Here is a 25,399-nt window from a genome sequence, read left to right on the forward strand (position 1 = left end):
ATGTATGCCCTCATGCACTGTGCCAAAAGTAGCGGCTATTCTTGAAACTTCCGCCAACATTTCCCCTACCTGACATCAGATGTCGTCAGATGTCATCAAATGTCATATCAAACGCTGTTTACCAATCGGTTATCACTGTCTAATTTTGCAAAATCGGAATCAGACAATGGAAAGGAACTGACTTCGCCGGACCACAGCACACCGTGAACGTCGCGCGGCAATCCGACCATAGGAGGATTCTCTGTTCAAGCGAACAGAGCAAGTTGTGTCCTTGTCCGACAAAAAGTCTTTTGTCCGACAAGAACCAACTTGCCCGCCCAGAGGGGCGGGGGAATCCGCTCCAAAGTTGCGGATTCTGGAAGAGAAAAAAGTACAAACCAAAAATCTCATGTGTATGGAGAAAACAACAGGGACAAGGACGGGCAGAAAGTCTAAAAATGATCCGGCGGACCACAAGTACAGTTTCCGCCTGAACGCCGAGGAGAACACAAGATTTGAAAAGTTGCTGGCGGATTCGGGAGCCGGCAACCTCACGCTGTTCATCAAGAAATCTATCTTCTCGGGACAGATAAAGGTCGTGAAAATAGACAAGGCGACGATGGACTATTACATCAGGCTGACAGAATTCCACAAACAGTTCCAGGCTGTCGGAAACAACTACAACCAGGTGGTACGTGCCTTGAAGAACAATTTCGGGGAGAAACGGGCGAGAGCGTTGCTTTATAAACTGGAAAGATTGAGTCTTGAGCTGATGCTCGTCTGTAAAAAAGTCATGGCGCTAACCCAGGAATACGAGCGGAAATGGTTGCAAAAATAAGTCATGGCATGAGTCTTTACGGAGCGCTTGCTTATAACTACGACAAGGTAGCGGCAGGTACGGCTGAGATTCTTTCCGGTAGCCGTATGATTTCCGACCGGCTCGGATTGCCGAGCGGGGACATACGTCTGGCATTGCTCTCTTTTGAGAATTACCTGCTGGCAAACCGCAATACGGAGAAGCCCGTCCTGCACATTTCCCTTTCCCCAGCACCGGAAGACCGGCTGACCGACGGGCGGCTGGCAGAACTGGCGGAACGTTATATGCAGAAGATGGGGTATGGGAACCAGCCTTACATCACCTACAAACATACCGATACCCACAATACCCATATCCATATTGTCAGTGTCTGTGTGGATGAACAGGGGAAAAAGATCAGCGATGTCTACGAACACCGCCGTTCCATGAGCGCCTGTCGGGAACTGGAAGTGGATTTCGGTCTGCGAAACGGAGCGGATGCGGAAAAGCGGAATCCAAAAGCGGAACTAAGAAAGGTGGACGCTTCCTTGGGAGATGTCCGCCATCAGGTAGGTAATACCCTTAAAGCCGTATTGGAAAGCTATCGTTTCCAAACCTTCGGGGAATATAGTGCGCTACTGTCCACGCTCAACATCGAGGCGAAACAGGTCAGGGGAGAATACAACGGTACACCATATACCGGTATTGTCTATTCGGTCACGGATGATACCGGCAAGGTGGTCAGCCCACCGTTCAAGAGTTCCCGATTTGGGAAACGCTTCGGAAATGAACAGTTGGAAAAGCGGATGCTGATGAATCTGAAAGCTCTCAAAGACGGGAAATGGGCACCCTCCATACAGGCGGACATCGTTCGTGCCTTGCGGCAGGCAGATTCACAGAAACGGTTTGTGGAACTGCTCGGGCAAAGGCGTATTGATGTGGTTTTCCGCGAGAATGAGCGGGGACGTATCTACGGTGTCACCTTCATTGACCACAACCGCCGGGAAGTGTTCAACGGCTCACGCATGGGCAAGGAGTTTTCTGCCAATGTGTTCAACGACTATTTCAAATGGTTGGAAAACATACCCGAAAAGGAACGGGGCGGACATTCCGCTACAGAACTTTGGCAGCATCACCGTCACGAATCCTCTAGCACGCTCGAACTGGCGGCAGGCATTCTCTCCTTGGAAACCAATCCGCGGGATTACGAGGAGGAAGCCTTTGCACGCCGCATGAAGAAAAAAAAGAAGGCTGGACGCAAGCATGGCATTTAGACAAAACAAGTATCAACCCATTTATATACAATTATGCAGCAGGAAGATGATTTGAGGGCACTTGCCAAGATTATGGAATTCGGCAGGGCCGTGAGTATTTTTCTTTTGGTGGTACACGTCTATGTGTACTGCTATCCGAGTATCACCGCATGGCACCTGAACCTTGAGGTGATAGACCGGATTCTGGTAAACTTCAACGACACGACCGGAATTTTCAACTGTATTCTCTGGAGCAAACTGTTGGCAGTGCTTCTGCTGGCCGTTTCCTGTCTGGGTACGCACGGAGTCAAAGGTGAAAAGATAACCTGGCCTAAAATTTATGCGGCGTTGGTGGCAGGATGCGCATTGTTTTTTCTGAACTGGTGGCTTCTTGAACTGCCATTGCCACACATGGCAAATACCGCATTCTATATTTTTACTCTTACGGCAGGCTATCTCGCCCTGTTGATGTCGGGGTTATGGATGAGCCGCCTTTACAGGCACAACCTCATGGAAGATGTGTTCAATATGGAAAATGAGAGTTTCATGCAGGAAACCCGACTGATGGAGAATGAGTATTCGGTAAACCTCCCGACGAGATTCTATTATAAAAAACGCTGGAATAACGGATTTGTCAATATTGTCAATATTTTCCGTGCCTGCATGGTTATCGGGACACCGGGCAGCGGCAAATCCTATGCGATAGTCAACAGTTACATACGCCAGCTTATAGCCAAAGGCTTTGCGATTTATATCTACGATTACAAGTTTGATGACCTGTCCACCATCGCCTATAATTCTTTGTTGAAGAATATGGACAAGTACGAGGTCAAGCCCCGGTTCTATGTCATAAATTTTGACGATCCACGCAGGTCTCACCGGTGCAATCCCATTAATCCGGAATTCATGACGGACATATCCGATGCGTATGAGGCGAGCTATACGATAATGCTCAACCTCAATCGCACCTGGATCGAAAAACAGGGCGACTTCTTCGTGGAGTCCCCTATCATTCTTCTTGCGGCAATAATCTGGTATTTAAAGATTTACAAGAACGGTATTTACTGCACGTTTCCCCATGCGGTGGAACTGCTCAACAAACCCTACTCGGATCTGTTCACCATCCTGACCTCTTATCCGGAGCTGGAAAACTACCTTTCCCCCTTCATGGACGCATGGAAAGGAAATGCCCAGGACCAGCTCCAGGGCCAGATAGCCTCGGCAAAAATACCCCTTACGCGCATGATCTCCCCACAACTCTACTGGGTGATGACCGGTAATGATTTCTCATTGGATATCAACAATCCGAAAGAACCCAAACTGCTCTGCGTGGGCAACAATCCGGACAGGCAGAACATTTATTCGGCAGCGCTTGGATTATATAATTCCCGTATCGTCAAGCTTATCAACAAGAAAAAACAGCTTAAATGCGCCGTTATCATCGACGAGCTTCCCACCATCTATTTCCGTGGGCTTGACAACCTGATTGCGACGGCGAGAAGTAACAAGGTGGGCGTGCTTCTGGGTTTTCAGGATTTCAGTCAATTGACACGTGACTACGGAGAAAAAGAATCCAAGGTCATCCAGAACACGGTGGGGAATATTTTCAGCGGACAGGTGGTCGGTGAAACCGCAAAAACGCTTTCAGAGCGCTTCGGCAAGGTGCTTCAGCAGCGTCAGTCCGTATCCATCAACCGTCAGGATGTATCCACCTCTATCAACACGCAGCTAGATTCGCTCATTCCCGCATCAAAGATCGCCAACCTCTCACAAGGCACGTTTGTCGGGGCAGTGGCGGATAATTTTGATGAGAGGATAGAGCAGAAAATATTTCATGCCGAAATTGTCGTAGACCATACCAAGATCAGCGCGGAAGAAAAGGCTTATCAGAAAATCCCGGTCATCAACGACTTCAAGGACAGGAACGGTAACGACATCATGATGCAACAGATACAACGCAATTACGACCAGATCAAGGCGGACGCGCAGGCTATTATCAATGAGGAGATGCGTCGTATCAAAAATGACCCTGAACTCCGTAAACGACTGGGTCTGGAAGATGAAAAAGGAAATGACCCCGACAAATCATGACAAGTGGAGGGGGGAATTGAAGAAATTATACCCCGACTGATCGGATTATTGAAAAAGATGCCGTATATTTGAAACTTGAAATAGAGAAATAAGGCCGGTCTCGACAATTGGGATCGCCATTATTATACATAAGTCGCAAGACGTCTCGAATAGGAATCTGACAAATTCAAAAACACAGAGGCTATTGCGTGAGGCTTATGCTATACCTTATAGCATGAGCCCATGCGGGTTTCTGTGTTGGGCTTTGTCAGAGCCTCTGTTCGAAATAAGCATGGGTTTCATGCTTTTTTAACAAGAGGTATGGCAAAAATTCAAGTTATCATGGCACTCACTTTGGACGGGTTTCTTCCGCATGAAGACGAGATGCTTATGCGATGGGTGAGGGAAAACAAACGGCATGGTTTCCCACGCTGGCAGCGACAGGCCACATTCCACATCTACCCCCATTACGGTTTGATGGACTTGCTGAATGTAAAGGAAAAACACGACAAGGATTGTATTTATCTGGCAGGAGTGGGAGATGGAGGAAGCGCGGAATATGCCGATGGACTTTTTCGGTATAATCTGGTGGATGAGACAGTACTTTTTCTGCTGCCTCTTTCTTATGGTGGTGGAATCCCCTTGACGGGAGAATTCCGGTCTGTCCGCTGGAAACTTCTTGGTTGCAAAACTTTCTCCAACGGAATCTGCCGGCTTATGTATAAACGGAACGGATGAAGATGTTATCTCAACCCATACCTTTCCATTTTCTTGTATAGCGTCGGACGGCTCATCCCCAACATTCTCGCCACACGACTGATCTTACCTCCACATTCTTCCAGAATCTTCCTTATTAGTTCTTTCTCTTCTGCTTCTTCCATCAAGCCTTTTTTACATTTTTCGCCTGTCCTACAGATGGTCGCATTAAGATTCAGATCTTTATGGGTTAACAATGGAGATAGCGCCAACAGGACAGCACGTCTTATCCGGTTGTCAAGTTCACGCACATTGCCCGGCCATGAGTGGGAAAGCATGGAGATTTTGGCTTGTTCGGTAAAACCGGAGGTCTCCACACGTATCTCTTCTGAATGTTGCTCACGAAAGAAGTCAGCCAGAGGCAATATATCTTCCGGGCATTCGGAGAGAGAGGGCTGGCGTATCTCAAACTCGGCGAGACGGTAGTACAGATCCTCCCGGAAACGTCCCTCCCGTATGGCACGCTCCATATCCTCGTTGGTGGCCGACAATATCCGTACATCGGCTTCAAGTTCTTTGCGGCTGCCCACTGGACAATACACTCTTTCCTGTAATACCCTGAGCAGCAGTGTTTGCATTTCGGAAGGCATGTTCCCGATCTCGTCAAGGAAGAGCGTACCGCCCTTGGCCGTCTCAAAATACCCGGCAGTATCCTTTTTCGCATCGGTAAACGCCCCCTGCACGTGGCCGAAGAACTCAGATGCGGCAAGTTCCCCCCGGATACAACCACAGTTCACCGCCACAAAAGGCTTGTCCTTACGCCCGCTATGCTGTTGGATCAGCTGTGCGACAGATTCTTTCCCGCTACCGTTCGGTCCAAGGATCATGACGGAACAATTCAAAGGAGCCACACGACAAGCTATCCGTTCGGTCTCCCGGATCGCCCCGCTAAGCCTTTTCATTAATGATTTCTTCGGGGGAACGGAAACTGGCAGACCGATCAATCCCCGTAACAGTTCCATCAGCAACTCCTCGTGGACAGGCTTGGGCAAGTAGTCTTTCGCGCCCAATTTGACGGCACGCACCGCATCTGCAATGGAGGCATGTTCGGTCATCACCACAAAAGGAATATGTAATCCTTGGGAGATGCTCCATTCCAGTAAGCTGATGCCATCCCCTTCGGGAAGGCGGACATCTGTCAGTACCAGCGCCACGTTATTCCCCTTGATTTTCCGGCGTGCCGAAGGCTCATCTATGGCCGTCAATACCCTGTAACCGGCTTTCTGTAGCCATCTCTCAAGAATATCGCAAAGAATCAGGTTGTCCTCCACGATCAATAAAGTCTTTTTCATCCCCGTCATTTTTCTTTCTTAATTCATTATTTACTTCGTCTATCAGTAACCGTATCTGTTTCATAATTCTCATCGTGTACTCTCTGACCGTCTCGTCACTCGAGGTCTTGTCATGCAGGAGCTTCCGATAACCGAACAGTACATCGTTGGCCCCTAACAACTCCCAGACCGGAGCCATCCGATGTACGATCCTCCGCATGGCTTCCCGATCGTTTTCTCTTAAAGCCTCCTCCAGTTCGGCAAGATCCTTTTCTGACTCTTTTGCGACAAGACCGAACATATGACGACGGTCGTCCGTACTTTCCATCAGGCGGGAATAGTCGAACGGAGACATGCCTGCACTTCTGCCCTCCGTAACGGAGGAGATAAAGGCCAGCAGTCCTTTTGAAGAGAAAGGCTTATGTATGCAACCGCAAAAACCGGACTTCATATACACGCCCGAGTCCCCGTCCCCCCGTGCCGTCATGACAGCGACCGGAACGGTACGGGAATTTCCGATATCCGAGTTACGCAGTAATCTCAACAAGCCGAAACCATCGGTCACGGGCATCTGTATATCTGTCAATACCAAATCATAATCCAAGCGGTCGAGTGCTAGAATGGCTTCTTTTGCATTTTGACAGGTCGTGCATTCCACCCCGTTGCGCCCGAGCATGTCTTCCGTTATTTTCAGAAGGATGCTGTCATCATCCACTACCAGTACATGTTTGGGAAGTATCGTCGCAGATTGTACCGGAAGCTCCTCTGTTTCCGGTTCTCCTGTCGTTTCCGAAAGGGGAAACGACAGGCAGAATGTTGTACCTTTACCTGGTCGGCTCTCTACTTCAATGCTTCCGTCCAGTACCTTTACAAGAGCTTTCGTGATAAAAAGCCCAAGACCGAAACCTTCCGAGTTTATCTCCTGCGCCGCACGCTCGAACGGACGGAAGACACGTTCCAATGTCTCCTCGTCCATACCGATACCGGTATCACCGACCTCCACATATAATCTTCCCGCCATGTACTCGGTATGGAAACGGATCGTACCCGACAGGGTGAACTTGATGGCGTTTGTCAGCAGATTGTCCAATATTTGTTCCAATTTGTCTGCGTCTCCTCTCACTGTAATATCACCGACATTCTTATGCCGGTGCTCGAACAGCAAGGCCCGGCCACCCGCTTTGCGGGCATATTCCTTCGATATGTTGTCAAGCAAGTTGTTTAGACGGAAAGGAACCTCGTTACGGGTATCCTTGGTCTCATTGATCTTATAAACATCCATCAGGTTGTTCACCAGATTCAGTATATGGCGGCAGGAATGGCGGATGTTCTCCAGATAGCCTTCCCGTTTTTTCTTTTCACGGGTTTCCGAGGCCAGTTCCACGCAGTTGTTGATATTACCCAATGGTCCTCGTATATCGTGCGAGATGGTCAGGATGATCTGTTTACGCATACCGAGCAGTTCCTCGTTCTCTCGGTTTATCCTTTGGAGCTGTGCCCGCCCTTCCCTTTCTTTCCTGATGTCATGCCGTATGATCAGGAACGAGATGAATAGCAAGGAGGAAGCGGAGACGATTACCAAGACAAACAGTTTGAAAGAAAAATCTCCGGCTTCCGTGATTTTTTCCTCACGACTGATGAACGCCGCCTGCGCTTGCCCGTCAAGATGGGTGATGAGTATTTGCAACTTCTGGTTCAAGGCCTTATTCTGTATGCGCAGACTGTCGGTATACATGTCTATCCGGCGTTCACGTTCCTCTTGCATGGCGATCAGCTTGTCATTCAAATCTTGCAGCCCTTTCGATGGCTCGAAGACCTGTACGCTCCTTTTCCCACCGAACCAACCGGCAATCCCTTTTTTCTTTTGAGTGACTGTCCGGGTACGAACCGCTTCCCTGATAACAATAGGCAGACGATTTGCGAGCAGGCTGTCCGCTTCCCCCTGTCTGGTAATGGTCTCCATAATGCGGAGCAGATGTATCTCCTTGGCTTCCAATAAATGACATAGGGAGTCTATCTGCTTTGGCTGGACGAACGTGCCACAACTCACTTTCAATATTTGTAACAAGCTGTCCGTTTGCAAGCGTTTTCTGCGATACTCACGAAAATCGGTATCCTCCCAGACAATGACGGACTCTCCATAGGTGGCAAGCTCCGTGATATAGCGATGCGCCGTACTGATGTCATGGCGTATCCTGCGTATCTCCGATGTTTCCGTTTTTATCTCACGCATGCGGCTCCGTTCGTATAACAAGATGGAAACCATGCCGCAAACAGCCATGATCAATATCATATACCCTAAAAGAACCTTATGCTGTAATGAAGCTTTCCTTGCTACCATAAATATTTTCATTTTACGTAAACACTCACTTTAAACCACCAAGGATTTGTAACGGATTCGTCAAGCCAGTGTAATAGTTATCTATAATTCATTTATAAAATATAGAAGAAGCCCCTGTCTTCTCCGATAACCGGCTTCAGACAAGGGCTTCCATATTGGGATAAATCAATAACGATTTACTTTATGAGATTGGTCTTATTCCGGTTTTATCAGTTGGTTCCACTCGTATGCTGGCGGTTCCAAGTTCGGGTAATGACAGACACTGTTCCAATGTTGATTATAATTGAATAGACAACTTTCATAACAGATAGAATCGAATATATTCCATATCAGGCAAGAGGGAAACCGATTCTTTCCAATTGTGCTTTTCGCTCGTCTGACATGTTTCCCTTGCGGTAATCCCGTCTTTGAATGGTACACCAGCGTCCCAAAGCACCTTCACGGCACCCCGGCCATCGTCCTTGTCGGTTATAAAACAGGCACAATTGTTCGAAGTTACCTTGCCAGACCTGTTCCGCCGACCAAACGAATCCTATTTTATCCAACAGAATCCGGCGATCATAGGATAATTTCCCCAATTTGCGCATTTTTCGCTGTGTATGACACCATCCGCCCAAGTTCCCTTCTGTCGATTTAGGAAAACGGTGAAATTTTCCGACAAAAGACTTCAGTTCCTCGTAGTTCTTCATCCATTCCCCTTGGAGGTCCTGATTCCAGACAAAGCTGATCTCATCCAAAGCCCGGATACGCTCTTTGCTCAAACGTCCATCCTTCCGCCTTTCCCGCTGGGTATAACACCAGGTCGCAAGTGGGCCGTCTTCACGTTTGGGCCAGCGTCCGCAGGTATCGAGGAAAAACTTCAACGCACGGTATTCTTTCATCCATTTGGAGTCGAGCTGGTTCCATTCGAAGCCGATTGATTCCAGCTGGCGGCGACGCTCCTCCTGCAATTTTCCCCGTTTATAGGCGATACGTTGGGTGTTGCACCACAGGCCGAGTTTTCCTTCCGTGACCGACGGCCAGTCGTTTTCTTCCCGACGGAATTCAATCAGCCTCTCATACATAATCTGCCAGGGCTCCAGTTCTGCCAATATCTCCTCTATGCGCAGCCGTATGTCCGACAGGAAACCCGTCGCCAGAAAAGAGGTGTTCCCTTCGAATCCTTTGGGTGACGGAAGGAGAGATAGACGCTCCAAGTGGGGAGCCATCACGTCATAGACTGATTTTCCTGAAAGATTGTTGACGAAATCCAAGACGACCGGCTGTTTTCCTGCCCCGGCATCCAGGCAGCGGCCCAATTGCTGCAAGGTAACGATGTATGATTCCGTCCGCCTAAGGAACAAGACGGCATCCACACCCTCCACATGCAGTCCTTCTATCAGCATATTGACGGAGAACAATACGTGCAGCCGGTCTGATTCTTCCCGGAAAGCATCCAGTATCCGGCCGTTCTGCCGTTCACCTTGGGCATGATGGATCTCGAATGGGGTGATGGCACGTCCCGCTCGCGTGAGCCATCCGCATACTTCCGGCACCATCTGTTTCAAATCGGTGAGGTCGCGACAGAAGACCAGCAGTTTGCGTACGCTTGTCGGCAGGAACTTCCGGATGACCTCCGGTGCTCCCAAAGCCTCTTTGAAATCCACACGTGCCAGATCCAGTTTCCTCTGTACCTTTTCTTTTCGTCCTTTTGAACAACCGCTGCGCTCCAGCTTTCTTTGCAGCCGGTCCAGTTCGTTGTCCAGCCCGTAAGCACTCTGTACCAGAACCGGAATCGGTAAGATATTGTAATACCAAGCCTGCGGCAAGGTAAGCTCATAAAACAAATTCCCTTCGAAATAAAGATCCACCGTATCGATCATTCCCTCCGGACGGATCGGCGTTGCCGACGTTCCCAGGACATAGGCACAGGGATTGTTTTCTATCACTTCCTGCAAGGCGCTTCCCCAAATTTCCGCCCCGAAATGGTGAAACTCGTCGATTAGGATATGCTCTGCCCGTAACAGCCCATTGTCCTTTCTGTTACGGGTCAGTGACTGGAATGTCCGGTACGTCACTTGCGGGGCAGAGAATCCGACGGCTTTCCGGATCTCATCCAGAATCGTGATGTTCGGAGCAAAGACCAGTATCTTCTCCTTCGCATGATCCGTAATATAGCGTGCCAGCAAATAGGATTTCCCTGTTCCGGTAGCCTGCACGACCGCACCGATACGGTGCTGTTTGAATCCCTGCGTGATCGCCCTGTAAGCCACTTCGTTATGCGGATAAAGCTCCACATGTCTTCCGGACAAGAGGCTTTCAATATAATTTTCATCCGAAACGCTCAGCCCGTGCAGTTCAAAATCCAATGCCTCCGGCAGAAATCCGCCGTGCGCTACGATCCTGAAATAGAGATTTCGATACTCTTTGTTCAGTGAAGAAAGCTTTTCATAAAACCTTTCAGCATCCGAACGGGTCAAAGGACGTTCGTTCCAGACCTCCTTCACGATGGCATGTACCATTTCCGGCTTGAAGCCTATCTGCAGTCCGTCCTTAGATTTTGTTACCCAGAAGCCTAGACGGCGATAGCAATCTGTCAAAGACGGCACCATTCTATTCGCTTACAAATCAAAAGGTTCATTTGATTATCGTCCTTTGCTGTTTAAAGAGGGTTATCATATCGTCCATCGTCAGCCGGTCGTAACATTTTCCGTTATAATCCGGTTCAAAAGCCGGAGATCCGCCTCTATTTGGATATGGAAGCGACAGGAATCAGGATGATCCATCCTGACTGTCCTTGCAGTTTCATCCCAAGAAGAAGCCGGCAAACGGAGGCGAGAAGAATTTTATACGCAGTTAAACCATTGGTAGATATGATAATAAATCGTACCACGAACGGGATCTTTCTTGCATGGTTCAAAACGTACAACGACTGTAGGCATCCTTGTTATCTTTTTATTGCTGTCCGATAAAAATCGGCACAATCTTATATCCAGCACAAATACACCAAATTACATCAATTTTGCAAAAAGAGAGTTGTCTTTTAGCCATGTGTGAAATTGATAGTACCAAGCATAAAAAGCCTTTAGAAAACATTTATACTAGTCAAATTCATGTTATATGGGATAAAAATCGTCTAGTTTCTATCATGCTAAAGTTTTACTGGACAGCAATATTATCTTTTATAGCAGGTTGATGCAGAAGCACACTCCTCCCGAGAAATACTTCCCGTTTTGCAGGGAGGACTGTATCAACAGATGTTTCCATAATTTCCAATCGAAGCCTACGTTCACATCATCACCCGTATATTCGGCAATCACACGCAGGTTCTTTTGAAAAGAGGGCTGATAGGTAATACCCCGGCTTGTCCGGTCACCCGTTCCATCTTGCTGCATTCCCAGTCGACTGCCATCGAGCAGAACCCCGTAACGCCCATTTGTGCATCCAATGCCAGCCAGCGATTTGCCAAATACATCCATTTGGTATCCAGTCCATAACGTTCCTTACCGAACAGGCCACCACTGACTTTCAGAAATTGTTTTCCGTTCCAGTCCCATTCCTTCGAGAGTACCGCCATGTTCAGGCGGATCTTCTTGTAGCGGTCGCCATAGTCATTATAAACCGGAATAATTGCTTGTCCGGCCAGTTTCCATTGCTTGCCCATATTCCATTTCAAACCGGGAGTCACGTTTACAAGCACTTCATAAATCTTGCCATAGAAGATATCCCGGTAATGCAGTTCTGCACCGGCAAAAACTTCCACTTTTGGCTCAACCACTTCTTGAGCATGCAAAACCGATGAGGCTATGAATATTCCGAATGCCAGCAAACAGAGTTTCAAGTTCAACCCCATGTCCATTTTATATTCTATACAGCAATGCGTTTACAATGCGTTTACAAGCAAGACCGTCCCCATAAGGGTTCACCGCTTTGCTCATTTTTTCGTAGGCAACTTTGTCGTCAATCAGAACAGATACTTCATTTACTATCCTGTCATAATCCGTCCCCACCAATTTTACCGTTCCTGCATCCAATGCTTCCGGACGTTCCGTTGTGTCGCGCATCACTAATACCGGCTTACCCAATCCCGGAGCTTCCTCTTGTATACCACCGCTATCGGTCAATACTATGGTAGATTTTTCCATTAGATATACAAATGATAAATATTCAAGTGGTTCGATAAAAAACATATTGCCAAGACCAGAAAGGTCTTCTCCAAATACCTCATGTATCGGTTTGCGTACATTGGGATTTAAATGCATAGGATAGACAAAGTCCACATCTGGGTACTTTCTTGTCAAGTCTTTGATGGCTGTACACATATGGATAAACCCATCACCAAAGTTCTCACGACGATGCCCCGTAATCAACACCAGCTTCTTACCACCATTCAAACGGTTTACGTCATATCCAGCTTTAACCAGCACCTTTACCAATTCACTATCTAAGACCTTGTCATTCTTGATTTTATCCACCACCCAATAAAGTGCGTCAATCACCGTATTCCCAGTAACGATGATGTTACGGTCATCAACGCTCTCTTTAATCAAATTATTGCGACTTAACGGAGTCGGTGAAAAATGATAGGTTGCCAACCGTCCTGTCAAAAGCCGGTTCATTTCCTCCGGCCACGGGCTGTAGATGTTGTGCGTACGCAGTCCCGCTTCGATGTGCGCCACAAGAATCTGCTGATAGAACGCTGCTAAAGCCGAAGCAGTCGAAGTAGTCGTGTCACCGTGCACCAGCACCACATCTGGCTTAACCTCTTTTAGTACGTCACGCAGACCTGTTAGTACATGAGCCGTCACGTCATACAAGTCTTGTCCCTGCTTCATAATGTTCAGATCATAATCCGGATGAATATCGAATATTCTTAACACCTGGTCTAGCATTTCCCGATGTTGTCCGGTTACACATACTACAGTTTCCACTTGTTCCGGCTGCTTCTGGAATTCTTTCACCAACGGAGCCATCTTGATTGCCTCCGGACGGGTGCCGAAGACCAACATTATTTTCTTCATTGAATTATTTTTTTATATCAGACTGATTTTATAAAATCATAACAACGATATATCTGTCTGCTAAAATCGAATTCATTTTTTGCCGCATTCAAGCAGTTCTTCGATATTGTGCGGTATTCTTCGTCAGGAAGATTAATCAACTTGATAATATTACTGTGTAATTGTTTGAAATCATGTGGCTGTGAAACCATTCCTAAATAATATTTCGACACAATTTCAGCTCCTTCTCCACCCCCACAATACAGTATAGGTATGCCAATAGGTATAAGATCATATATTTTGGATGGCACTGCTCCTCTGATTGCCACGGTAAGTGGAACAATTGAAGCATCGTATTTTGATAACTCTTTGGCTATTTGTTCTTTCTTTACGTAACCATGATAATATACAAAGCAATCGGGATGCTTATTTATATATTCTTTTATTTTTTCTGCCTGATTTCCACCACCGTATAAGTGGAACTCTGCGCCAATAGACTTAAACGGAATATTTTCGATAATTGAATATATATCTTGTGCCACACCTAATAGTCCGGCATATACTATGCGAAAGGGCGTATGCTTTCTTTTGAGTTGAGCTGCAACCGCATATTGCTGCAAATTACGGTATACAAACTTGTTTTTTGTCGAAGGAAATTGATTCACATGCCGGATTATCTCTTCAGACTGACCGAAAATACCGTCTGCATTGCGATAAATATAACGTTCAATCCATGCGAAAATATTGTATATCTTCCCACCTTCACACATTGCTCCAAGCTCAACAGCAGAAAGTGGCCATAAATCGGATATGTTCACAAGAATCTTGCGCCCAAATATTTTTTTGAAAAGCGTGATGGCCGAACCAGCCACTGGTAGTGGAGGGCTTTGGATGATCACCCTATCGTAACTTTGGATCTTCTTTATCTTAAAAGCAAACAACCATAACATGGTCGCAAATGACATCATACTTACTGCTCGCTTAAAAGGATTCTTGGACACGGTTGCATAAGTCCAATATCTATACACGTTTATGCCATTAATCTTTTCTTTTTTTGACAAGCAACCTCTATAACCCTCAAATATTTGTCCTTGAGGGTAATTCGGCAAACAAGTTAACACATCCACTTCCGCTCCCTGAGTTTTCAGCCCTTCAGCCATATTGGCTATACGGGAAGGAGCAGCCCCAAGTTCAGGAGTATAGTAGAACGATACAATTAAAATCTTCATATTTTATGTTAGAATATTCGATATGTTAAACTTCTGTCAAATAATATTTTTATCGTTTTTGAAGGTTTTAGACGATTATATTCTATTGATACAAAATCATTTATAATATCTATAGAAATTGCACCAGAAACAACAATATTAGCCCTGTTGGTTCTTATTTCAGTTGACGACATGGCTAGAAGCTCAATATCGGGTGCAAAATGAATATAGCTGATACATTCTGCTGTATTATTACCGATGATTTCATCATTTATCGTAAACACCTCATCGTTAATAGCGAACTTTCGCTGATGTATATATCCCTTAAAGCCATTGTGTTCTGCCATAACTTCACTCTCGGTATCGGATAGTACTTTTACTTTAGCTCTTTTACCTATGCGAAAACCTCCCCACACCTCACTAGAATTCTTGTTACCGATAGTTACAGTGTTATGAGCTGACGTACTTCGTTCGTACTGCCTTCTTGCAGTCTTGTTGTAAGTAGAAATACCTGTATCAACAATAAACGGTCTGCCGTCAATTCGCAGTTCATAATTAAATGTATCGGCATGGCTATGCCCCGGCTGGTAGGTTGCGGTAATATTACCCACATCCACAACTGCTTCTAAACGTGTTGAACAAAGCTTCCTATAGCCACATCCATTCATTAGTAAGGACTTCCATTCCAACTTCAATCTTTTGGCGTATGCTCTCAATTCGGAAACTGTCGGTGCTATACCGTATGCCGAATCATTGAATAAGGGAACTGTATCGTCTTTCCACACGATGCTATCCAAATGCCCCAACATCAGGACGATTTTTTCTTTCAGGCATTCATTGAAAGTTTCCTGACCAACAAACCGTATATTGTAGGAGGAAAAGTTGTAACAGTCCAACAGCCTATCAAGTAGGATACAATGATACATGGGTGACTGCTCATAGTGCGCACCGTCAGGGAGTATCTGCTCCTTCAATTCCTGCCAGAGCATTTTTTTTGATTTTCTGTAAAACTTGTCATCTTTGAAATAAAGAGCCGCTATGAAAAGAGAATAGGCATCTTCCAAAAGATGGTTTCCCATCAGATGATACTCTAGTTTTTTAGAAAGCAACACATATTGCGAATACAAGCTGTCATTCCATTGCTTCAGATGCCTTTCATCAATGCTTTCCCTACGCAAGGAAATAAACTTTATCCAATTAATTCCTCGTAGTGCTATCGGATAAGGGTCAAGCCCGATACGATTGCCAGGCAAATCGCTTATGAATCGGTCTATCCATTCCGCCCCTTTCTCATAACTCATCCCTTCCTGCAAGAGCCAGTCCATATAGTTCAGATTGTATGCCCAAAGCATACCTTTAGATATATCGTTCCATCCCTTGAAATCAGATGACAGATTCAAGAATGTAAAGCACATGTCATTGTTACAGGTATATTTGCTTATGTCATCTTTCAAAAGCATAGAAACACCGACTTGACATCGCTGTATAAATGGAGGGATATATAAACGATATATAATCTGGAAAATAATTTGCTTTATCTTTAAATAATGAATAGTATGAAATAAAGAAAAAATAGACATGTTCCTTTCAATAATCCTTTTATTACACAACCGGTTTAGTACAGTTATAGAAGTTAAAGATTAATCCAAGAGTGTTGCTTAAGCGATTCAATGGCAGCGAAGCAAGCTTCTGTCGTATTTATAATACTGTACATTGGGATTAACGGTTCGCCTCCATTTTGCATTCGGTCGTTTAAAAGAGCAAACTGTTTTTTTTGCCCTTTATCCATATTTCCTGCTAGCTTTGAGAATCCTTTTACTCCAAAAGCGGTCAATTTCCGCCAATTGTCTATCACGAATACACGTTCATTACTGTATACCTCTATACGCTCTTTAGCATAGCTTTTAGAACCATTAGAAAAATAGTTAATGACGGCATTCGAACCATTTGCATATCGTAGAATGATGGATGCGTTATCTGTATTTTCCTGTGGGTTTTCTCCTAAAGCATTCATACAGACACTCACAATACTACTATTTGCTAAGTAGGAACACAAATCAATGAAATGGCAAGCCTCTCCGATGATTCTACCACCACCAACTTCCATATCATGCACCCACATCTCTTTGGGTATAGAGCCTGCATTCATCGTGGCAACGATATTTTTAGGGCCTTCTCCTGCTAGAACTCTCAATTTTTCAGCAAAAGGAGAAAAGCGGCGATTGAATCCTACGGTTATCGTTGTGCCATTTGGAGCAGAGTGATATGCAGCAAGTATCTCTTGTAACTCCTCTGGATTCAAGCATAAAGGTTTTTCAACAAAAACACTCTTTCCTGCTTTTAACGACTCGATGAGTATTGGCGCATGTAGATTATGCCTAGTTGAAACAATTACACAGCCTATTTCTTCGTCTTTCAGCATTTCATGATAATCACTTGTTGCTGCTTCAGCTCCGGCTTTCTTGGCTAGTATTTTTGCTGTTAGCCCCTGACTTGAAGCAATATACTTGATAGGAGCTTTTGCTTTTATAAGACAAGGGACAATCATACCTGAAGCATAATTACCAGCTCCTATTATTCCAAATTTTCGGTTTGAAGTATTTTTAAATTGTCTGTTTTCTACTTTAATTATACGTTCTATATTAGATTCGATAGGATATTCTAAGATTGATGCGATACTGCCTTGTCTTCGCATATCTCCGTAAATGGTATCGTATTGTTCAAGTGGAACACGTTCGGTTATCAATGTAGAGACGTTCAACCGTCCTGTTGCAATACAGTTCAGGATGGTTTCAAAATTTCTTTTTTCAGTCCACCTAACGTATGGCAAAGGATAATCATGACCTTTATTTTCATACTCCTCATCATAACGCCCTGGACCATAGCTACAAGAAACCTGAAAGGACAGTTCTTTTTTATAGAAGTCATCACGGCGCATATCCAATCCTACCACTCCGACCAATACAATCCGTCCTCTTTTACGACTCATTATACAAGCCTCATGAATAATATCGTTACTTTTCGATGATGCCGTTATTAAAACTGCATCAGCACCTATTCCAGCCGTTACCTCTTCTACATATTTGATAGGGTCAATGCCTTTTGCCGGATTAATGGCATCAATACCAAATGATTTAGCAAGCTGTACTTTTTGCTCATCAAAATCAACTCCAATAACATGACAACCATTCGAGTGTAAAAGTTGACTGGCAACTAAACCTATCAGTCCTAACCCTATCACTACAACAGTTTCCCCTATTTGGGGGTTGAGCAATCGAATACCTTGTAAGCCAATAGATCCAATAACAGTAAATGCAGCTTCTTCATCACTTACAGTATCAGGAATCAAGGCTACAAGATTTTTAGGCACACTAACATATTCTGCATGGTTTCCGTTTGATGCTACTCTATCCCCTACATTAAATTCTGTAACACCCCGCCCCAGTGCAATAACAGTTCCTACATTGCAATAGCCGAGCGGAAGAGGCTGTCCAAGTTTGTTGAATACAGCTTCGAGAGTGGGTTGTATTCCGTCTGTCTTTATTTTATCCAATACCTGTTTTACCTTGTCAGGTTGTTGGCGTGCCTTATCTATAAGATTTGCTTTGCCAAATTCTACAAGCATACGTTCCGTTCCTAATGATACCAAAGAGCGAGATGTCTTGATTAAGACATATCCGGCTTTAACCTGTGGTACAGGTACTTCCTCTAAAATAGTTTCACCGTTTTTTAAATCTTGAATTATTTGCTTCATATTTCGTTATTAATTATTTGTATGTATTTATTTGCACGATTTTCCGTTGTATCGAATTTTTTTAGCTGTTGATGACCTGCTTCTATAAGTTCGTCTTTTCTTTTTTTATACTGCAGTTTTATGATTCCGTCAAGTATTGACTTTATCGATAAAGAGTCGCAATATTCAGCGGCTTTTCCACACAAACCTCTTGCAAAAGTCAAGTCGCTTGTAAGAATAGGTATCCCCATACGCATAGCCTCTGCATATGAAGCTGAGAAACATTCCAATAGGGTTGGCAAGAATACGATATCCGCCTGTTCATACAAATGCGGACATTGCGCAATGTTTAACTTTCCCGTCAGAATGATATATTTTTGGTATTTCTCTGACATAGGGAATTGCTCTTTACTTAATGTTATCACAAATCTCAGTTTTAAATCCAGTTTATTTTCTTGTAAAAAATCTATAATTTTGAAGATGATGTCAAGGTTTTTGTGTGGATAGTTGGCTGAGACAGTCAAAAGCGTTATACCATCAAATGGTGGCAATTGTATATCATTAATCCACCTCTCTTTGTTATCAAATATTTGGTTATAGTAGTTTGTTACCGTATAGACAGTTTTATGTGGCAATTTCAAAGAAAGCCTCTTGCTTACATCTTTGTTTTCGGTTATCAGTACATCTGACGTTTTGTCAAAATTATACAGTTTAAACTGTTCACTTATTTTGTAAGCAAACTTTTGTTTAAGTGATATTTTTTTGAAAAATGGTGATTTTGTGTAAATGATTTGTGGGCGCGCAAAACCACAGACATGCCGCACTTTTGGTCTCCACAATGTAGGCCCAAATATAGAAAAGACAACATCAATTCGGTATTTTTCTACGATGGAGTCCATATGAGCATTCTTTCCCCAAATAAGTCCGCCTATACTCTTAGGCATATCATACTTTAAGATGGTGCAGTTGGCATACTTTTCCATTGGCCTCTCTAAATAAAACAGAGCTTCCGACAAGACAACAAAAAACGAATGTTCTGTATATAAATATAAGAGAGAAAGAAACGAATCTGCAACTTGCAATCCTCCTCCAGCCTTCAAGTTCGATGTATTGACAAGAATATTCATTGTTAATCTTTCCTTATGTAGTCCAAAGAAAGCTTCTCCCACTTTTCTGCAAGCTTGAATACATCTCCGACGATTTGAGCTGGGTTGCCAATAACTACAGAGCCATCGGGTATCTTTCCTCGTACAACTGCTCCTGCGCCAATGATACAGTTGTTCCCGATTTCACAGTTAGGCATAATGATTGATTTTTTCCCTATAAATACATTATTACCTATCCTTATACCACGGACTAAAGCTATGTCCTTGCTTAATATCTTGCCCGTTGCACGAAAAGCATTGGTGATACTATAATCGTGAGTAAGCAGATGGCACTCGTCACTGATTGTGGTATTATTTCCTATTTCTATTTTACTGAAGTCGTCAAAAGAAACATGAATACCGATATACCGTGGTATGCCATTTATCTTTACTCCATTTTTTTTTAATAGAGGTATATACATACGCATATAAAAACGATGATTTATGTGGAATGCTATTTTACAGTTCCACTTCTGTAAAAGAAAAACGAGTTTTGAAAGTTTTTTTTTCATATTCTCAATCGCATTAATCCTTTATATAAAAGCATGGGTATGACTATGATAAGAAAAAATATGGTAACTTGCTGGGCAAAGTATCCGCGTGTTAACACTACGTACATAAACCCATTATACGTTGACAGAAATAACAAGGCAGAAACAGACTTGTCATTAGTATGATATAAAGAATACACATAACGTGAAAATATGCCCAACAATAATCCACATAGAATTATGCCTGCCCAACCGAAGGCGTAGAAAGCTTCACCGTAGCACATGAAAGCTATTCCATATTTGGCCGTTCCCCAAATTCTTACATTCATATCTACGAGATATGTTGCATCAGGCTTGTCCCTAAATATGCTTCTTGGAATAGGCATACAGACTGCTGTGTATATTGGAGTGAAATAGACAAAATTTGAATTGGAAGACACATCATTCATTAAGGCTCCCGTTGCATAGAATATGCGAGTGTCATTCATCCCTTTTTGCATTAGTTCGCTAATTGTCTGATTTTGTAATTGTGAAGAATCAAGTCCTTTATGATAGTTTCTCGTGGCTCCGATAACTCCCATAAAAAGCACAAGAATGACAAATAGCAATCCCCACAGTGCCAAATTAGGTTTTTTCTGTTTTTGGATGTAATATATTGTAAAGAATGCCATCAACAAATATATGATACGGTATCTGAAGCCGGCAATCATAAAACTGCTCAAAGACAGTGTTACAGCAGCAACAAGCAATACTCTATTATATATGGAATGTTTCTCTTGTAAATACGCTATCAGCATTAGGCAGCATCCGGGAATGCAGAAATTTATCATTTGTTTTCCATAGCCAGATAAAAAGCTACTGGTCAGCTCAACAGATTCGCTTACTCCGCCAATGAAAAGTTGCTTTAAACTGTAACCACCATTAATCATGTAGAGGAAAAGACCTAACAAGACAAGAATGGCTCCAATGTTAAATACATTTTTGAGATTGACCTTATCCTGTGTATCTTTAGCGAAAGCCACTGAAAAATATGGAAATAGAGCAACCTTGTAACCTAACATAAGTGACACATAAAAAACGAAACATCCGCACCATGACAGTGAGATGTAGGGACTCATATCTTTGTAGCCATAGTATGTGTCGCTATTACTAATAAGAATTAATGGCGATATTACCGTATAATAAAGTAATACCAACTCTATAAACACTATAGGTGACAAAAACTCGTCTGTTGATGCACGGATGTACTTATATGCAAAATCAAGGATAATGGCAACGCCGGTTGCACAACAGCATAAGAAGCCTATAGAACTTATTGTTTCCACATCACTCATGAATTAACTTGTCAAACAATGTTTCATAGCGCTGTCCATATGCAGTCCATGTCAGTTTTTCCAGCTTTTGGGGCACGGTGTAGTTTCGTGGAACACCATCAGGCTGATTCTGATATGCCATCAACGCTTTCTCTATGCACGCTTTCAAAGATTCTTCTGAGAAAGACTCCATTTCAAACATAAAATCTCCTTTCGGCTCAATCAGTTTTTTTATATCGTGTCCTCCCGTATCTTTGCTATAAACCACGGGTAATCCGGATACAACAGCTTGCGCCAAAACAAGTGCCAATCCCTCAGCTCGAGAGGGAAGCACAAATACTTTTGCCTTCGCATAATAGTTTGTTAATTCCTTCTCATCAACAGGTGGAACGTGAGTAAACAAAGGTGTATTAGGAAATGGGCAATTAGCGAACTGACCACCAACATGCAATAAATTTAATCCCATATCGGTACAGACTTTTGACAGTAAATCCACACCTTTTATGTATCGCCAAGTACCAATAATTATTACATCATAAGATTGGTCTGGTGCAGGTTTCATTGTTGGTCCAAAGAGAGAGATGTCCACACCATATGGATTGCGGAACAATTTGCTTTGAGGTATCCCATGTTTTAAAAATGTTTCCATCGAATGGAATGAAGGCACTGTGATATAATCAGCAAATTTGTAATTTTTTAATTCCCGCTTTATAACACTATATGCAATTCTTCTTGCACTTGGAATTTGACTTAGTATCTTGTTTTGCTCAAGTACATGCTTCGTGCCACAGTCGCAGATAACAGTTGCATTATATTTATTCTTGGCCACTACAGATGATTTTACAACCACAGTACTTGCGCCAATAAACACATCGCATGGTCTAAGAATCCATGCCACACAACTATCAACCAAGTAATCTAACCACGAGAGAATCATCTCACGCAGCCACATCGTTTTAATTTTACGATATATAAATAACCAACCAAGAAGAGGAAACAGAGACACTACATTTTCTGCTGGTAGACCGAATCTTTTGCACCGAGATTTGGGAATACACGTATAAAACGTCACTTCATGCCCTATTTCAATAAGTGACCTTGAGACGTTCAGCAGATGCGAACGTCCGGTTAAAGCTATTGCTATTTTCATTTCTTTATTTTAAAAATTTAAGTAGATGAGCTTCCTCAGAATTGATTTTATGTGTATGGGAACAACCTATTCCTGTCATTATTGTAAATAGTCCAAAATAGCAAAAATTGAAATAATATACCTATAAACTGTGTTCCAAAAAATGCGTGTAGAGGCATTGCTTTATATTCTAATGCAACAAAGAAAAGTATTAACCATATGATGTTCCAGCCAATAGAAATGTAAAGCAATTGCTTTTGATGTTCTTGTATTATCAGATCTATTTTTATTAGCCCAATAAGAACAAGTAGAGGAATACTTATGTTAGACAAGATGAGTCCCGTATTGTCGGAAACATATGATTTACCATACAGAGACAATATCAAGTTGCCCATCATTGAAATGATAATTGCCACTGACACACCGTAGATAGCGAATAGGCGAATCAATCTGCTGAATTTATTAAAATATGAGGGATACTCCTTTTTTACACTCATTTTTCCAGCAAACGCCATGAATGTACTGAAAAAATAAGAAGGAATCAAGATGGTGAAATTTTTTATCTGCAAAATGATGGTCATACTGCTGACTGCTTCTGTTGAACTATAATGCGCAAGCATTAATTGTGAAATCCAAAGAACAGGAGCTTCAATAAAGGACATTACAAAAACAGGTATTATCATTGATGACAAGACTGGTAGATTCTCCTTGAACTTTGATTTTTCAAAATGCAATTGGATATCAGGTTTAGTCTTCCATATTGTATATAAAGAAATCAGTGTATAGAATGAATAGTACAGCAACATGCTGACAATAGCTCCATTGAGGCCGTTGAGATGAATCCCGACAATCGTGGAAACAAGAAAAAACAAAGAGGATATTATTTGCAACATACCTACTGTCTTGAACTCCATTAATCCCTTGAGAATACCCTCTATAAGAGGTTGAAACATAAGTGCAGGTAGCAACAGTCCAATGATTTTAACATAGGAGTTAAGATTAGAAGTCCCGATTACTGATTCTAAAAAGTTTGAAGGTAGTAGTATTAAAAAAAAACCAAGCAATGTACAAACTGACAAGGAAAATGCAGTCAATATAAGCAAGCGATAATAAGAATCAAGAGAGGTCTTTATTTCGACTGTAAATTTTGTACAAAGCGATGAGAAATTCAGTGCGCAAACGCACAGCACCATATTTAATGTATTCCGGAGCAAAGAATACTCACCGAACTCCGACTTTGTTAATCTGTTTGTACAGTAAAATGTAAGTATAATGATAATCAGTTTAGATAATCCACTCCCTAATATAGTAAGGGTAAAACCGCGTGCTATAGGTGAATTTTGTAATTTATTCAGCATTTTTCTTTTCTTATTCTTTTCAAGCAAACTAGTTTAAGTTCTTTGCTTTCACATAATAAAACAAATCTCCTCCCATCAAGCTGGATACCACTAAGTCCTCAAAATTTGTGTTATGCAACCTTTTGAGAATTGCGGGATTACCAGCATATACTCCCATCGGTATCGTGCTCTTTGTAAGTACTGAATATGCCCCTACTACAGAACCTTCTGCAATAGTATTGACACTCGGTAATATTATACACCCAGTACATAACCAACAATACATTTCAATTTTCAGGTCGGGATAGAAACGTGTGGTAAAGCTCTTGTCATTATCGATATAATGACTTACTCTAATAATAACTACATCTCTGTTTATGATAACATTGTCACATATTTCTACTTTACTCCTCAAATCAATGTTCCACGATTCTACGATGCAATCATTACCTATGACGAGATTCTTGTTAGCACGACATGCGAGTTTCCATGTTATAATACTATTTCGCCCAATATAAGCCCCTCGTATTCGCGCATACATACGTATTAAGCCGTATTTCAAATACAGTCTTATGCGAGACAGCAATCCTAAGAAATATTTAAATATAGAGCGCTCGTTTATTTTTTTATTGTAAAGTTCTTTCATTTAATTATATTCGTTAATTATTCAATTCTGACTTCGCAAAGGATGCCTAAATTCAAGGAACTCATGCTCAGAAAAACGACCACTTGAAGGTTTCGTATAAATAGAAAAAGACTTTATCTCCTCTCTCTCCACCAGACCACATAAGTTGACGGTCTTTTCTTTCACTTTCTATACTGATCGCCCAGCTGACACAGTATCAGATTTTTCCCGGATACAATACTGTAAAATATATTAATCAGTATCTTCAGGTCAAAAAGCTAGGAACGGTACCCTAAATAATAGAGGTCATACTCCTGCCATTTGAGATTTTTTCCATAGTATCTATATAACCGTTATATAACGTGACATATGATGTTATGCCCAAGCGGATCTGATAGAAATAAGAATACTGTAATCATGTTCCATAATTTGGTCAATGTAGAATTTCCGTTCGGGATGCGGCTCAATTAACGCCATATAACCACGCAAGGCATTGTATAATTGCGGCAACTTAACCAAATGATATGCACGGATGAAATGCCCGACTTTTGTCAGGCGAGAGTCATTGTTGCTGTTGCTATGGCTCAGTTGCGGATCGGATATTTCCGCATCAAGACACATGGAACGAAACTTGTATAGAACCTGCCGATACGTTCCTGCTTGAAGATGGCGATATTGCAGATAAAAAACGGTGGTGAAAAGAGAATCTGTACTACTAGTGACCACTGGAAATCGTATATACGCTTGATATTGCGGGAAAAGACCGGCATGTTGTTGGATATGAAGCAATCCTTGGGAACGTATTGATTCACAGAAGTGGTTATTATGATTTTACTTTCATTTACCTATACCATCTTTCAATTTGTTTACCTTTCTCTGATATGCGCTTATGCCTATTACATCAAGCTTTTGCAAACCTATATAGAATTCTGTCTGGGCAATGATTTCTGCGGCATTCTGTAGCAATGGTACA

At 42.9% G+C, this 25,399-nt stretch carries 16 protein-coding genes and 3 pseudogenes; 4 read left to right on the forward strand and 15 right to left on the reverse strand.

Features of this window, described 5'->3' with window-relative positions:
* The first annotated feature begins 394 nt into the window (after positions 1-394).
* The 4 genes from mobA (at position 395) to ACYIA1_RS00260 (ending at position 4,836) form a co-directional block, all read left to right on the forward strand.
* Positions 395-817 (forward strand): conjugal transfer protein MobA, encoded by a 423-nt coding sequence (gene mobA / locus ACYIA1_RS00245; RefSeq protein ID WP_005789997.1) that lies wholly within the window; start codon positions 395-397, stop codon positions 815-817.
* Positions 802-2,049, forward strand: a complete 1,248-nt coding sequence (gene mobB, locus ACYIA1_RS00250; protein ID WP_008675173.1) for a conjugal transfer protein MobB — start codon at positions 802-804, stop codon at positions 2,047-2,049. The genes mobA and mobB overlap by 16 nt, the downstream gene beginning before the upstream one ends.
* Before the next feature lie 33 nt (positions 2,050-2,082).
* The gene (gene mobC, locus ACYIA1_RS00255) at positions 2,083-4,119 is read left to right on the forward strand and encodes a conjugal transfer protein MobC (protein WP_258919568.1); all 2,037 of its coding nucleotides are present in this window, start codon (positions 2,083-2,085) and stop codon (positions 4,117-4,119) included.
* 222 nt (positions 4,120-4,341) lie between these two features.
* The gene (locus ACYIA1_RS00260) at positions 4,342-4,836 is read left to right on the forward strand and encodes a dihydrofolate reductase family protein (protein ID WP_008675170.1); all 495 of its coding nucleotides are present in this window, start codon (positions 4,342-4,344) and stop codon (positions 4,834-4,836) included.
* Positions 4,837-4,841: 5 nt separating this feature from the next.
* On the opposite strand, the gene ACYIA1_RS00265 is transcribed toward ACYIA1_RS00260, so the two are convergent.
* The 15 genes and pseudogenes from ACYIA1_RS00265 to ACYIA1_RS00335 form a co-directional block, all read right to left on the reverse strand.
* A complete protein-coding gene (locus ACYIA1_RS00265; RefSeq protein ID WP_258919569.1) occupies positions 4,842-6,146 on the reverse strand; it encodes a sigma-54-dependent transcriptional regulator in 1,305 nt (434 codons plus the stop codon).
* The gene (locus tag ACYIA1_RS00270; protein ID WP_480333991.1) at positions 6,091-8,466 is read right to left on the reverse strand and encodes a hybrid sensor histidine kinase/response regulator; all 2,376 of its coding nucleotides are present in this window, start codon (positions 8,464-8,466) and stop codon (positions 6,091-6,093) included. Before ACYIA1_RS00270 ends, ACYIA1_RS00265 begins: the two co-directional genes overlap by 56 nt.
* A 329-nt stretch (positions 8,467-8,795) precedes the next feature.
* Positions 8,796-11,057: a Helicase associated domain protein gene (locus ACYIA1_RS00275; RefSeq protein WP_057088983.1), complete on the reverse strand. Its 2,262-nt coding sequence runs from the start codon at positions 11,055-11,057 to the stop codon at positions 8,796-8,798.
* Between the two features lie 570 nt (positions 11,058-11,627).
* Positions 11,628-11,804: pseudogene (locus ACYIA1_RS00280) on the reverse strand (YjbH domain-containing protein); the annotation flags it as partial.
* Positions 11,804-12,298: pseudogene (locus ACYIA1_RS00285) on the reverse strand (hypothetical protein); the annotation flags it as partial. The pseudogenes ACYIA1_RS00280 and ACYIA1_RS00285, both read right to left, overlap by 1 nt.
* Positions 12,299-12,305: 7 nt before the next feature.
* The gene (gene wecB / locus ACYIA1_RS00290) at positions 12,306-13,466 is read right to left on the reverse strand and encodes a non-hydrolyzing UDP-N-acetylglucosamine 2-epimerase (RefSeq protein WP_008675163.1); all 1,161 of its coding nucleotides are present in this window, start codon (positions 13,464-13,466) and stop codon (positions 12,306-12,308) included.
* Between the two features lie 17 nt (positions 13,467-13,483).
* Positions 13,484-14,674, reverse strand: a complete 1,191-nt coding sequence (locus ACYIA1_RS00295; protein WP_057088981.1) for a glycosyltransferase family 4 protein — start codon at positions 14,672-14,674, stop codon at positions 13,484-13,486.
* Positions 14,675-14,682: 8 nt separating this feature from the next.
* Positions 14,683-16,233 carry an alginate lyase family protein gene (locus ACYIA1_RS00300; RefSeq protein WP_258919573.1) on the reverse strand — a complete coding sequence of 517 codons (1,551 nt, stop codon included), beginning with the start codon at positions 16,231-16,233 and terminating at the stop codon, positions 14,683-14,685.
* 53 nt (positions 16,234-16,286) lie between these two features.
* Positions 16,287-18,407, reverse strand: a complete 2,121-nt coding sequence (locus ACYIA1_RS00305) for a bi-domain-containing oxidoreductase (RefSeq protein WP_008675159.1) — start codon at positions 18,405-18,407, stop codon at positions 16,287-16,289.
* Positions 18,404-19,513, reverse strand: a complete 1,110-nt coding sequence (locus ACYIA1_RS00310; protein ID WP_008675157.1) for a glycosyltransferase — start codon at positions 19,511-19,513, stop codon at positions 18,404-18,406. Before ACYIA1_RS00310 ends, ACYIA1_RS00305 begins: the two co-directional genes overlap by 4 nt.
* Before the next feature lie 2 nt (positions 19,514-19,515).
* Entirely contained in the window at positions 19,516-20,043 is a 528-nt protein-coding gene (locus ACYIA1_RS00315; RefSeq protein ID WP_258919574.1) for an acyltransferase, read from the reverse strand.
* Entirely contained in the window at positions 20,040-21,347 is a 1,308-nt protein-coding gene (locus ACYIA1_RS00320; protein ID WP_157395950.1) for an O-antigen polymerase, read from the reverse strand. Before ACYIA1_RS00320 ends, ACYIA1_RS00315 begins: the two co-directional genes overlap by 4 nt.
* Before the next feature lies 1 nt (position 21,348).
* Complete coding sequence (locus ACYIA1_RS00325; RefSeq protein ID WP_057088977.1) at positions 21,349-22,485, reverse strand: glycosyltransferase family 4 protein; 1,137 nt, start codon at positions 22,483-22,485, stop codon at positions 21,349-21,351.
* 47 nt (positions 22,486-22,532) lie between these two features.
* Positions 22,533-23,822 carry an oligosaccharide flippase family protein gene (locus ACYIA1_RS00330; RefSeq protein WP_147343204.1) on the reverse strand — a complete coding sequence of 430 codons (1,290 nt, stop codon included), beginning with the start codon at positions 23,820-23,822 and terminating at the stop codon, positions 22,533-22,535.
* A 786-nt stretch (positions 23,823-24,608) separates the two neighbouring features.
* A pseudogene (locus ACYIA1_RS00335) lies at positions 24,609-25,196 on the reverse strand (sugar transferase).
* Positions 25,197-25,399: the final 203 nt, after the last annotated feature.

The organism is Parabacteroides sp. KHUB-02 (assembly GCF_056640955.1).